The following is a 12,452-nucleotide window of genomic DNA, read 5'->3' as shown; positions in this document are numbered from 1 at the left end:
ATACAAGCGTTATCATAACAGTTTCCTTTTCTATTCATGCTACATGTCATTCCATACTGTTGTAATTGATTTTGATAATCGTTGGAAGCATATTGACTTCCCCGATCAGAATGATGCAAGACAGAACTTGTCGGTTTCTGTCGGAAATAGGCTTGTTGTAAAGCTTTCAATACTAATTCTTTTGTCATCGTACGATCAGCATGCCAGCCCACAATTTTTCTAGAATACAAGTCCATCAGACTTGCTACATAAATCCAGTTTGATATTTTAACAATCTTTAAAATTGTCTATACTGCTTACCATACAAATAGGTAAAGGGGCGGTTAGATAATGGCAAAGTTACATGTATCAACGAAATATGGAATTACTGTACACGATTTATTACAAGAAGAGCGTAAAATGAAGAATTCATTTTTCAAACAACTTCTTATGTCCGTACGCCTGGTAATGGAAGGGCACTCTGCTACATCTGCAGCTCAAATTATAGGGATTTGTCGTCAATCTGTTTCTACTTATGTGCAAACATTCAATTCCGATGGAATTGAGGGCCTATTAGAACGTCGTTATCCACCCGGACGTACTCCTTATTTATCTCCCGGTGAAGAAACAGAAATTCGAAACATGCTAATAGAAAGTACACCGAATCAAGAAGGGATTGGACCTGAAACTCATTGGGATACTCGTGTCCTTCAATACTTGTTAGAGGAGCGTTACCATGTTTCTATGTCTAGAGGTGGAATTTGCGATATGCTACACCGTTGGGGATTTACTTATACAAGGCCTACTTATCGTTTGAAAAAAGCAGATCCTCTGAAACAACAAAAGTTCTTACAAGAGCTTAACTGGATAAAAAAAACTTATCCAAAGATATGATACTGTTCTATGAAGACGAAACGCATATACGTGATTATCAAGCTCTACATACTTCGTAACTACTCAGCTTCCTCACGGAGGCTTTTTTCATTTACTAGTCTGATATGTACTTTTTGTGTGAATACTAGATATATCATACAAGGAGGTGGTATTTATGTTGAAAAAACAAGAAATTCTAGCTGTCTATCAAAAGGGACCTCAAGCTATTTGCGATTTTGTTCATCAATTAGAAAGTCAAATACAGAATTTAAAAGAGCGTATAGAAGAATTAGAAAATCGTTCAAAAAAAAACTCTACAAATAGTCATAAACCACCCTCTACAGATGGTTTTCGTAAGCCTATTACAAAAAGTTTGCGAAAATCATCCCAGCGTCAAACCGGTGGCCAGTTGGGCCACAAAGGACATACTCTTGGTTTGACAGCGACTCCAGACCATACAATTACATATTCTCCTACCTATTGTACTTGTTGCTATACTTCTTTAGACCATGAGCCTGTAAAAGGATACCGCATTCGCCAAGTGTATGATTTACCACCTATCCAGATAGAAGTGACGGAACATAAAGTGGAACAAAAAGAATGCCCACATTGCCATTCTATTCAAGAATCCCAGTTTCCTTCTACTGTCTCTCGTCCTGTTCAATATGGTCCAAATATAAAAAGACTAATCCCCTATTTAACGCATTATCAGTGTCTTTCTTTAAAAAGAACAAAAGAATTCTTTCAAGATTGTTTTGGACATTCTATCAGTGAAGGAACGTTAGTCAATCATACAAACAGTTTTTCGGCTCAATTGCAGCCTTTTCTCCAAGAAGTAAAAGACCAGATCCTTCAGTCTTCTGTTGTCCATTTTGATGAAACCAGTATGCGTGTAGAAAATAAAACACAATGGTTACATACTGCCAGTACACCGGAGGTGACATTGCAACATATTCATCAAAAACGCGGAAAAGAAGCAATGGATGCTGGAGAAATCTTGCCGTCTTTTTCTGGAATCGCGATGCATGATGGTTGGAAATCATATGATGCGTATACAGATTGTCGTCACGTATTATGTAATGCCCACCTCTTACGAGATTTACAAGGAATTATAGATAGTACCGGAGAAAAATGGGCACAACAGATGCAGGAGTTTTTAACGCAAGCCTTAACGCTAAAAAAACAATACAAAGGACTCCTGCCAAAAGCAGAGCAAGAGAATCTGTCGACTGCCTATCAAGCTATATTAAAAGAAAAACAAGTATTTTCTTCAGAACCAAAAAAGAAAGGAAAACAGACGCCTGCTCAAAATTTATGGAATCGCTTCGTCAAATATGCTGACAGAATTCTAGCATTTTTAGAACATCCAGACATTCCATTTGATAACAATCAAGCAGAACGGGATATTCGAATGACGAAAGTCAAACAGAAAGTGTCTGGAACGTTTCGAAGTAAGAAAGGCGCAGAATCTTTTTGTCAGATACGAAGCTTTATAAGCACCATGAAAAAACAAAAACAATCTGTCTTACAAGCGATAGGTCAGGTTATAGAAACCGGAACGGTTCCTTGGAATTGCACGATTTCATAAGAGAAATTCTCGATTCGATCTAGATTCTTTCTCTTATGGGCATATTTTTTTTCATGTTTTCGAATTGGAAACATGTATTTAGCATGCTTTTTTGTCTGAGGAAGCTGAGTAGTTACCTTTTTTGTTTAACTAAGCTGAGTAGTTACGTCGTTTTTATATTTCGAGGGAGATATTTGTAACTATTGAGTCTATTGTTCCGTTTTACAATCCTTCTACATAGCACTATATAGACTTAGCTGATTTATTTAATTTGGGATGATATAAAAAAACACCTGATAAAGTAATACAGATAACGTAAATACATGGTGCTGTATCAAAAAGATACTGTGCAATTAGATATCCTATTTTATCATTTACTGTTATTGTACTCATACGTGCCAAGTAAACCTCATGACTTATTAAAAAAAGAGCATTAAACATAGAAATACTCCAAATAAAAAAGAATGATTGTGAAAATAATTTATATAATGAATACCCAGTAAGTCCTATACCTGCTAATACAATAGGGAAAATATTGAATGTGTTTTCAGGAAGTAAGATCACTCGCTCGGATCCTACAGGTAATTGCAAAATCAGCCATCTATACAAAGCATATATCCCTCCAACAATATTCCCAATCTTTCCAAATTTTATAGCGTATTTGTTCCACTTCAACTTTTATCACCGTCTCTTTTAGTATTAATATGCATAATATTTGGTGTTATACCCCATATAATACACCTTGGTTTTAGTATTACATATACCAATTTAAGCTATACATGTAACTAGGTAATATTTATGTATATATAAATATCTTCTGTAATTCCTCGCTAATTGTATAATGTTTTAACGTATTAAACAAGCCTGGTATCAAAAATATAAGTATTAATAGAACGAATTAAATAAATGGTTTTATTGACCAAAAACAAATAGTTAATATTTATATAAATAAAAAAACCTCTTAAAATGATATAATCCCCTTATAGTAAACAGGAAAATGAAAGCACATTAACCTGTTTACTATAAGGGGATTATTTTATGGGGAAAATTAGAGTCTCTTACGATGTAGAATTTAAGAAAAAGGCTATAGATTTATACTTAAAAGAAGGCATGAGCCATAAAACCATTGCGAAATAATTAGGTATTCATCACTCGGTTGTAAGTCGTTGGGTGAAACACTTTGAAACTGAAGGAATCAAAGGACTAGAAGAAAAACGCGGTAAAGCGAAAGGAACAGGTTTAGGTAGACCAAGGGTTAGACCCGAAGATCCTGAAGCTAAGATTCGACAATTAGAAGTGGAAAATGAAATGTTAAAATAGCGATTAACCCTAAGAACCTGTTTAGAACCTATGGTATAATCTGTACAAAAAAGGATATTTATCTATGATACATAATTATACAAGTAACGTTTCACGTGAACAGTTTGAACTCATTCGAGAAGATTTGGAACACGCACGAAAAAGGACGCGTCCACGCACAGTTGATTTATATGAGGTATTCTGCGGTGTTCTGTACGTGCTTACCAACAGGCTGCCAATGGCGCAATCTACCAAGTGACTTCCCAAACTGGCAAACGGTGTATTTCTACTATCAGATTTGGCGAAAAACAAACGAGAATGGTATAAGTCTTCTCGAAAAAGTGCATAAAAAAATTGGTTGAAACCTATCGTGAGCAAGATGGACGTAAGAATCAGACAAGATTCTGCATCGTAGATGCACAAAGCGTGAAAAACACATGGATAGCTGGTGAAAAGGGTTATGATGCTGGAAAGAAAGTGTTAGGAATCAAACGTCATATCGCTGTAGATACGAACGGTCTCATTCATACGATTGATGTAACAACTGCGAACATAACAGACCGAGAGGGTGCCATCCAAATGTGTGAAAGGCACAAGAAAACATTGAAAAAAGTGATGTTACGTCAATAAAATAGGCACAGAAAGTTTAAATTATGCAGCCTCTGATTCGTACATACATTCGTAACTACTCAGCCACCTTTTGGTGTCTTTTTTTATTTTACTTGTTTCATATGCCTCCCATTTGTAAATACTGAGTATATCAAACAGGGAGGTGAATAGGATGATCCATCGAAAAATCATTTTAGATGCATATAAAAAAGGACCTGAAGCTGTTATTTCTTTATTTGAAGAAACATTTTCTAAGTTAGAAAAACGTATACAAGAACTAGAAAATGCTTCAGAAAATGCTTCAAAAAAAACTCCAAAAATAGTCATAATCCACCTTCTACAGATGGTTTGGGTAAGCCCGTTACAAAAAGTTTGCGCAAACCGTCTCATCGTCAAACCGGTGGCCAGTTGGGCCACAAAGGACATACGCTTTATTTGACAACGACTCCGGACCATACGATTACCTATTCTCCTACACATTGTACTTGTTGTAACACTTCCTTACACCAAGAACCTGTAAAAGGATACCGCATTCGCCAAGTGTATGATTTACCACCTATCCAGATAGAAGTGACAGAACATAAAGTGTCACAAAAAGAATGCCCACATTGCCATTCTATCCAAGAATCACAATTTCCTTCTACTGTCTCTCGTCCTGTTCAATATGGTCCAAATATAAAAAGACTGATTCCCTATTTAACGCATTATCAGTGTCTTTCTTTGAAACGAACGAAAGAATTCTTTCAAGATTATTTTGGGCATTCGATTAGTGAAGGAACGTTAGTCAATCATACAAACAGTTTTTCGGCTCAATTGCAGCCCTTTCTTCAAGAAGTAAAAGACAAGATCCTTCAGTCTTCTGTTGTCCATTTTGATGAAACCGGTATGCGAGTAAAAAATAAAACACAATGGTTACATACCGCTAGTACACCGGAGGTGACCTTGCAACATATTCATCAAAAACGCGGAAAAGAAGCAATGGATGCAGGCGGAATTTTACCGTCTTTTTCTGGAATTGCGATGCATGATGGTTGGAAATCGTATGATGCGTATACAGATTGTCGACATGTATTATGCAATGCCCATCTCTTACGAGATTTGCAAGGAATTATAGATAGTACGGGGCAAAAATGGGCTCAACAGATGCAGAAATTTCTCACGCAAGCTTTAACGCTGAAAAAACAATACAAAGGAAGTCTGCCAAAAGCAAAGCAACAGAATCTGTTTACTGTCTATCAAGCCATATTGAAAGAACAACCAGTCTTTTCTGCAAAATTAAAAAAGAAAGGAAAGCAGACGCCTGCTCAAAATTTATGGAATCGCTTCGTCAAATATGCTGATAGAATTCTAGCATTCTTGGAACATCCAGACATTCCATTTGACAATAATCAAGCGGAACGGGATATTCGAATGACGAAAGTCAAACAGAAAGTGTCTGGGACTTTTCGAAGTAAGAAAGGCGCAGAATCTTTTTGTCAGATACGAAGCTTTATAACTACCATGAAAAAACAAAAACAATCTGTCTTACGAGCAATAGGCCAGGTTATAGAAACCGGAACGGTTCCTTGGAATCGCACAACTTCATAAGAGAAATTCTCTATTTGATCTAGATTCTTTCTCTTATTGGAGTATTTTCTTTTCATGTTTTCGAATCGGAAACATGTATTTGGCCTGTTTTTTTATTTGAAGAAGCTGAGTAGTTACAAAAATTCATTTTCCTTTTTTAATGCCTGGATTTCTCTTCGTAAAGAACGTAGTTCTGTCATATCAGTTCCCTTACTATCTAAAAGTGGAGAAGGATATTTTTTTATCCATGAATTAAGAGTCCCATGTCCTAGATCAAATTCTCTTTGAATACTAGAGATTGTACGCCCTTCTTTGATTACCAATTCAACACATTGTTTTTTAAACGTTTCATCATACTGTTTTTTCATCTGAAACACCTCTTATATAGAATAATTTATCCCTATACTGTGTTCCAGTTTTACTGTACCACCTCATTTGGGAATGGTTAAAAGAAAGCATCATCTCTAACCGTTTTCATACATCACAAGAGGAAATACACGCATCTGTAGTATCCTTTTTAGGATATATCGCCCAATGTCCCGAAAAGGTTTTACAAAGGTTAGGCGTTGAACAACTGTTAAAATATTAAACTTGAGTTATATAGTTCGCCTTTTTTGTTGGTTTATCAGGGCTTCCATAAGCTCACCACTTTCAATACATAGATATGTACGCATATAATACAAAAATAGAGTGCTTCCTTTAATAAGTAAGCACTCCATCATACGATTATTTGTCTTGTTGTCTTTTTCTTATACTTATTTCACTCATTTAGTTATGTCCTTAGAAATCTATCTCTTCACTATCTTCCTTAGAAATCCCACCAATAACTTCCTTAGCGTCAATAATTCTACCTTCTTGAAGTAATGGCTCTTCAGCTTTTATATCGTCCTGTTCCGGGGCTGAAACAAATCCACTAGTAAGTAGAAGATCCAATTTACTCTCAACTGTATCTAACAGGTTTAATCTTTGTTCTACATTATCTAATTTTTGTATTAATTGCTCATAACGTTTTTCATTTTGTACTAATTCAACAACAAATGATGTTAATTGCCTACCACTAGCTTTTTCATTAAGGATCTTATATACATCATCAGGCATATTATCAGCACGTAATGCCATCTTTCTATTTTTAGCCATTATCAGCACGTCCCTTTATTCTAAGCTAACTGTCCCTTCATCTCATCAATTGCTTTTAATTCCAACGCAGCTAGGTTGATTGTACGTGATGTTGGAGCAAATACTTCCTTCTCGTTACTTTGAATAATATCATTCAAGAAGAAGTGATTGTTTTTAGCAGCTGTTTCAGACATATGATCTAATAAAGCAAGACGGATATATGGCTCTAAAACTGGAGCTTCGCCTCCAATATAGATGAATTTCAATACTGTATTTGTACTTGATGGAATGAATACATCCAACACTTTAGCAACTAAAATTGTTGCATATTCTTGTAATGCACCTACAATTTCAGTAGTGAAATCATATTCTTCGCCAGTATTTTCATTCGAAAGCACATACTCCTGATTTTTATAATTATTAACAATAAATTTCTCTAAAGTTCTTAGATCTTTAAAATATTGAATTAATTTTTCTTTTCTAAAACGCTCTAGGTATCCTAAGAATGGCTCAATATCAATCACTTGGAAAGAATCTCTATGTTTAGGTGTAGTAAGACCCTTATCTAATTGCACAGCATCTGTCGATCCACCGCCAATATCAGTTAAGACAACTTCATAATCATCAAATTTCTCAGATTCATAACGTTTTTCAATACTAATTACATTTGAATTTTTATCTTTTAAAACCATTTTATATTTTAATGAATGTCTAGCAACCTCTGATTCATTTCTACATTTTGCTGTATTAACCGTAATCGTTAAATCTCTTTCCATTCCTGGTGTTAACACTTTAACTTTATGTTCACCAATAAATCTTTGTTCCATCTTTTTATGGGCAATGCTAAATTTCTCTTCACGCTTTAAAAGCCAAATTGGTAGCATCATATTCATGTTTTCAATTTCAACTTCATTATCGTCTTTATCAGCGTTAAGTGCATGATAATATGCAATTGCCCCTAAAAAGCTTATGTATGGGATAGGGCTATTAATTTTATCGTGCATTTTATTCACATGAGAGTTTGCTAATTGATTATCTTCAGCTAATTTCCCTACTAAATAATAAGATTCTCCACCCCCAATTTCAGTTGAGATAAGTAATCTATCTAACAAATCTTCTGGTCTAGAAATACGATCAACAAGTAAAACCTCAGCTTTTTTCTTTGAAATCTTAACTACATTAGTTGCAATTTCAATATAATAACCATCAACCATAAAATTATTGAAACTATTTCCGAAATCCGCTACTTTTCTTCCGATTTTCATTTAAAATTCCTCCTCCACACTTTAAATACGACTTAAGTATGACCATTAATTATATTTTAGCACAATTAACCAAAAATAAAAACACTTTTTGTAACAAGTGTGACTTAAATAGTACCTGTTATCCAAGTTAACTTACACGTTAAAAAAATTAACAAATTAACAAGGGAATACCCTGTTTTAAACGAATTAGACAGATAACGGTTAGATGTCGACATGACGGACAACAATAACGATGAATAACGGTAGGGTGGTGAAAAGATAATGGATAGGGAAGAACCTTATAAAAAGACATATTCCCTCGCAGATATTGCTAGAATACTTGGAAGGCCACGCACAACTTTACAGGCATGGCGAGATCAATTTAAGCCATATTTACCTACCGTGGCTGGAACAAGAGGTCGTACACTAAGATATGAAAAGGAATCATTAGGGCTTTTTAGATTAATTGCTGATATGAAAGATGTACAAGAGCCGCCAGAATTAATAGGGCAAATGTTGAAACAAAATATAGATTATATTGTAGTAGAAGAGGTTGACGAAGACGACGGAATAACAAAACCAATTATCCGGACAATGTATGAAGGCATGAATAAAATTATTATCCATTTTGAAGAGCAAAAAGCTATGAATATGGAAATTTTAAAACGCATAGACAATTTAGAGCAAACTAATCAAACGCTAATGAACAAGATTGAAGAACAGCAAAAGACTATTTATGGAAAAATACACAATAGGGATCAGCAGTTATTAGAAGTCGTTCGGGAAATACAAGAAACTAAAAAAATGGTTGCATCTACTCAACAAGAAAAATCATGGTTTACCCGATTATTTAAGAAATAATTTATATTAAATTCAATGAAAAATTAGGGAATCCTGTACATTTTGTACAGGATTCCCTTTGTATGTTGAAAAAATGCTAAGCCTCCCTAAAAAATCACAAAAAAATAAAGTATTATAATAAATCTTGTTTTAAAAATTAAAGAAAATAAAAACATTAGAAATAATTTTTGGTCCCCTATGCTAACTATAATAAGCTGTTAGAGGTTTCTTCTTAGTAAATTTCTAAGTTAATTCGCCAGTAAAAATTCCAATATTCAGAACTTAATAAGGGAAATAATAATAGTTCATAGAAAATGGATGCGACATTTGAAGGTTTTTATATTGATAAATAATAAGGGTAACTACTCAGCTTCTTCAAATAAAAAAACAGGCCAAATACATGTTTCCGATTCGAAAACATGAAAAGAAAATACTCCAATAAGAGAAAGAATCTAGATCAAATAGAGAATTTCTCTTATGAAGTTGTGCGATTCCAAGGAACCGTTCCGGTTTCTATAACCTGGCCTATTGCTCGTAAGACAGATTGTTTTTGTTTTTTCGTAACTACTCAGCTTAGTTAAACAAAAAAGCATGCCAAATACATGTTTCCTGTTCGAAAACATGAAAAAGAACACACTCCGATAAGAGAAAGAATCTATATGAAATAGAAACATTCTCTTACGAAAGAGTGGTATTCCAAGGAACCGTTCCGGTTTTTAACACCTGACTTATCGCTTGTAATACTGATTGATTTTGTTTTTTCATGGTGCTCATAAAACTGCGTATGTGGCAAAATGATTCTGCACCTTCCTTACTTCGAAACGTCCCAGACACTTTTTGTTTGACTTTCGTCATCCGAATATCTCGCTCCGCTTGATTGTTATCAAATGGAATATCTGGACTTTCTAAGAACGCTAGAATTCTGTCAGCATACTTGGCAAAGCGATTCCATAAATTTTGAGAAGGCGTCTGCTTTCTTTTCTTTTTTTGTTCTGCAGAAGGCACCTGTTTGCCTTTCAATATAGCCTGGTATGCGGCAAACAGATTCTTTTTCTCCATTTCTGGAATATTTCCCTTGTATTGCTTTTTTATTGTCAAAGCTTGTGTAAGGAATTCTTTCATTTGTTGTGCCCATGTTTCTCCGGTACTATCTATAATCCCTTGCAAATCTCGCAAGAGATGGGCATTACATAAAACATGGCGACAATCTGTATACACATCATACGGTTTCCACCCATCATGCATGGCAATTCCAGAAAAAGAAGGCAAGATTTCACCTGCATCCATCGCTTCTTTTCCGCGTTTTTCATGAATATGTTGAAATGTCACCTCCGGTGTACTCGCAGTATGTAACCATTGTGTTTTATTTTCTACTCGCATACCGGTTTCATCAAAATGGACAACAGAAGACTGCAGAATCTGTTCTTTTACTTCTTCGAGAAACGGCCGCAATTGAGCAGAAAAAGCATGGGTATGATTGACTAACGTACCTTCCCTTATCGAATGGCCAAAACAATCTTGAAAGAATTCTTTTGTTCGTTTCAAAGAAAGGCATTGATAATGTGTTAAATAAGGAATCAGTCTTTTTATATTTGGACCATATTGAACAGGACGAGAGATAGTAGAGGGAAACTGGGATTCTTGGATAGAATGGCAATGTGGGCACTCTTTTTGTTCCACTTTATGTTCTGTTACTTCTATCAGGATAGGTGGTAAATCATACACTTGGCGAATGCGGTATCCTTTTACAGGTTCATGTTTTAAGGACATGTCACAACAAGTACAATGCGTAGGAGAATAGGTAATCGTATGGTCAGGAGTCGTTGTCAAATGAAGTGTATGTCCTTTGTGGCCCAACTGGCCACCGGTTTGACGCTGGGATGATTTTCGCAAACTTTTTGTAATAGGCTTACGAAAACCATCTGTAGAGGGTGGTTTATGACTATTTGTAGAGTTTTTTTTTGAACGATTTTCTAATTCTTCTATACGCTCTTTTAAATTCTGTATTTGACTTTCTAATTGATGAACAAAATCGCAAATAGCTTGAGGTCCCTTTTGATAGACAGCTAGAATTTCTTGTTTTTTCAACATAAATACCACCTCCTTGTATGATATATCTAGTATTCACACAAAAAGTACATATCAGACTAGTAAATGAAAAAAGCCTCCGTGAGGAAGCTGAGTAGTTACATTTTTTCTTTATATTCACGATCATTTTTTGTCATCTCTTTTATTATATCTTGAATTGTGTTAGCGCTAACAATCGGGAATAAGGTATCTTGAATAATCCCTTCGGGATGTTCTACAGTTGCTTTTAATAAGCTTATAATATGTTTATTTTTTCCTTTTACCCGTTCCAATTCTGCAATGGCTTCTTTCCGAGTTGTATTTTTAGCTCTATTTTTGATTTTAAGTGTAATTTCATCTAATAAATCTGCTAAAGAATCAATGACTTTCCCATATTGGTGTGAAAAAAGGATAGCTAATAATGTATAACGAATGTGGGACGGATGCGCACGTAATTCCGTTACAGTTTCTGTTGCTGCGCGGAAACGATATTTCTTTTCTAACTTTGGAGGTAAATGCTGAAATAGTCTAGGAGGAATTTCTAATTGTTGGATGGCTAACAGTTTTTTTAATTCTGTTTCCATAGTATTTACACTCGGTTTACATGCAGACGATAAAAGATATCGAAAAGATAACTGATTTGAATTTGTTTTTTCATACATGATGTCTACAATTTCTAAATCCTCATTTGATTGCACATCTAATAATGCATCTAATCGACAACAAGTTGCAACGGATAATTGTTCGGAAATTGTATAATATAAATCTTTCTCATACGTATCAATAGCGGAATGAATCATTCGTTTTAAACTACCTTTAGAAGGTGGTTCTACTTTCCATTTGCGAAATAAATGATAAACTTGATCAGATAAATCCTCCATATCATGTGTAAATTGTACTTGTTCTTTTAGCAATTGTATCAATTGGAGATTATCTTTTGAAGTAAGCTCTCTGAAACCAAAGAGATCACGAATGGTTTTTCGATGATCTGTATAACTTCTTTCTTTTCCGCCCCATTTATAATGTTCAAAAAAATCTTCAGGTAAGGCATCTATTTGATGTGCTAAATGTTGAACAATATCTTTCGAGATATCTTGTTTTTTGCTTGGAAAACGAGCTTCCTGTTGAAAATATTTTAGTAAGACAGCAAATCCCAGCCGATTGGCGTTTGTTTTTTTACTCAATACTAAATGACGTTCATTTGGTAACAGCATATAATTCTTCTTTAATCCAACTTTTTTTCAATATTTCCCCTCATCTCATTACATTTATTTAATAAATAGTATAATTGA

8 protein-coding genes and 5 pseudogenes are annotated in these 12,452 nt (G+C 34.7%); 6 read left to right on the top strand and 7 right to left on the bottom strand.

From position 1 onward, the window contains the following. A pseudogene (locus QCI41_RS30000) lies at positions 1 to 257 on the bottom strand (transposase); the annotation flags it as partial. Positions 258 to 330: 73 nt separating this feature from the next. On the opposite strand from QCI41_RS30000, the gene QCI41_RS29995 reads away from it, so the two are divergent. After that, positions 331 to 873: a helix-turn-helix domain-containing protein gene (locus QCI41_RS29995; RefSeq protein WP_353836035.1), complete on the top strand. Its 543-nt coding sequence runs from the start codon at positions 331 to 333 to the stop codon at positions 871 to 873. Positions 874 to 1,027: 154 nt separating this feature from the next. Beyond that, the gene (gene tnpC, locus QCI41_RS29990) at positions 1,028 to 2,440 is read left to right on the top strand and encodes an IS66 family transposase (protein WP_353836036.1); all 1,413 of its coding nucleotides are present in this window, start codon (positions 1,028 to 1,030) and stop codon (positions 2,438 to 2,440) included. 222 nt (positions 2,441 to 2,662) lie between these two features. On the opposite strand, the gene QCI41_RS29985 is transcribed toward tnpC (QCI41_RS29990), so the two are convergent. Beyond that, the gene (locus QCI41_RS29985; protein WP_353836037.1) at positions 2,663 to 3,094 is read right to left on the bottom strand and encodes a hypothetical protein; all 432 of its coding nucleotides are present in this window, start codon (positions 3,092 to 3,094) and stop codon (positions 2,663 to 2,665) included. 363 nt (positions 3,095 to 3,457) lie between these two features. Between QCI41_RS29985 and QCI41_RS29980 the strand changes: the two are divergent. The 3 pseudogenes from QCI41_RS29980 to tnpC (QCI41_RS29965) all read left to right on the top strand — a co-directional run bounded on the left by QCI41_RS29980 (position 3,458) and on the right by tnpC (QCI41_RS29965) (position 5,914). After that, positions 3,458 to 3,739: pseudogene (locus QCI41_RS29980) on the top strand (transposase). Positions 3,740 to 3,803: 64 nt separating this feature from the next. Beyond that, positions 3,804 to 4,333: pseudogene (locus QCI41_RS29975) on the top strand (IS5 family transposase); the annotation flags it as partial. Between the two features lie 166 nt (positions 4,334 to 4,499). Beyond that, positions 4,500 to 5,914 (top strand): annotated as a pseudogene (gene tnpC / locus QCI41_RS29965) (IS66 family transposase). A gap of 113 nt (positions 5,915 to 6,027) precedes the next feature. Here the strand turns inward: tnpC (QCI41_RS29965) and QCI41_RS29960 are convergent. From QCI41_RS29960 to QCI41_RS29950, 3 genes are all read right to left on the bottom strand, one after another. Further along, positions 6,028 to 6,261 carry a transposase gene (locus tag QCI41_RS29960; protein WP_353839060.1) on the bottom strand — a complete coding sequence of 78 codons (234 nt, stop codon included), beginning with the start codon at positions 6,259 to 6,261 and terminating at the stop codon, positions 6,028 to 6,030. 412 nt (positions 6,262 to 6,673) lie between these two features. Beyond that, a complete protein-coding gene (locus tag QCI41_RS29955) occupies positions 6,674 to 7,030 on the bottom strand; it encodes a hypothetical protein (RefSeq protein WP_353839059.1) in 357 nt (118 codons plus the stop codon). A 20-nt stretch (positions 7,031 to 7,050) separates the two neighbouring features. After that, positions 7,051 to 8,274, bottom strand: coding sequence for an Alp7A family actin-like protein (locus tag QCI41_RS29950; protein ID WP_353839058.1), 1,224 nt, complete (start codon positions 8,272 to 8,274; stop codon positions 7,051 to 7,053). Between the two features lie 261 nt (positions 8,275 to 8,535). Here QCI41_RS29950 and QCI41_RS29945 point away from each other — a divergent pair, with 261 nt between their 5' ends. After that, a complete protein-coding gene (locus QCI41_RS29945; RefSeq protein ID WP_353839057.1) occupies positions 8,536 to 9,114 on the top strand; it encodes a DUF3967 domain-containing protein in 579 nt (192 codons plus the stop codon). Positions 9,115 to 9,771: 657 nt separating this feature from the next. Here QCI41_RS29945 and tnpC (QCI41_RS29940) read toward each other — a convergent pair. Further along, positions 9,772 to 11,184: an IS66 family transposase gene (gene tnpC, locus QCI41_RS29940; protein ID WP_353839056.1), complete on the bottom strand. Its 1,413-nt coding sequence runs from the start codon at positions 11,182 to 11,184 to the stop codon at positions 9,772 to 9,774. 98 nt (positions 11,185 to 11,282) lie between these two features. Further along, positions 11,283 to 12,374, bottom strand: a pseudogene (locus tag QCI41_RS29935) (DUF4158 domain-containing protein); the annotation flags it as partial. Positions 12,375 to 12,452 lie beyond the last annotated feature (78 nt).

It is taken from the genome of Bacillus cereus group sp. MG4, assembly GCF_040460055.1.
GTDB lineage: Bacteria > Bacillota > Bacilli > Bacillales > Bacillaceae_G > Bacillus_A > Bacillus_A wiedmannii.
Note: the sequence above shows the minus strand (reverse complement) of the source record. Positions and strands in the feature narration are given on the sequence as shown.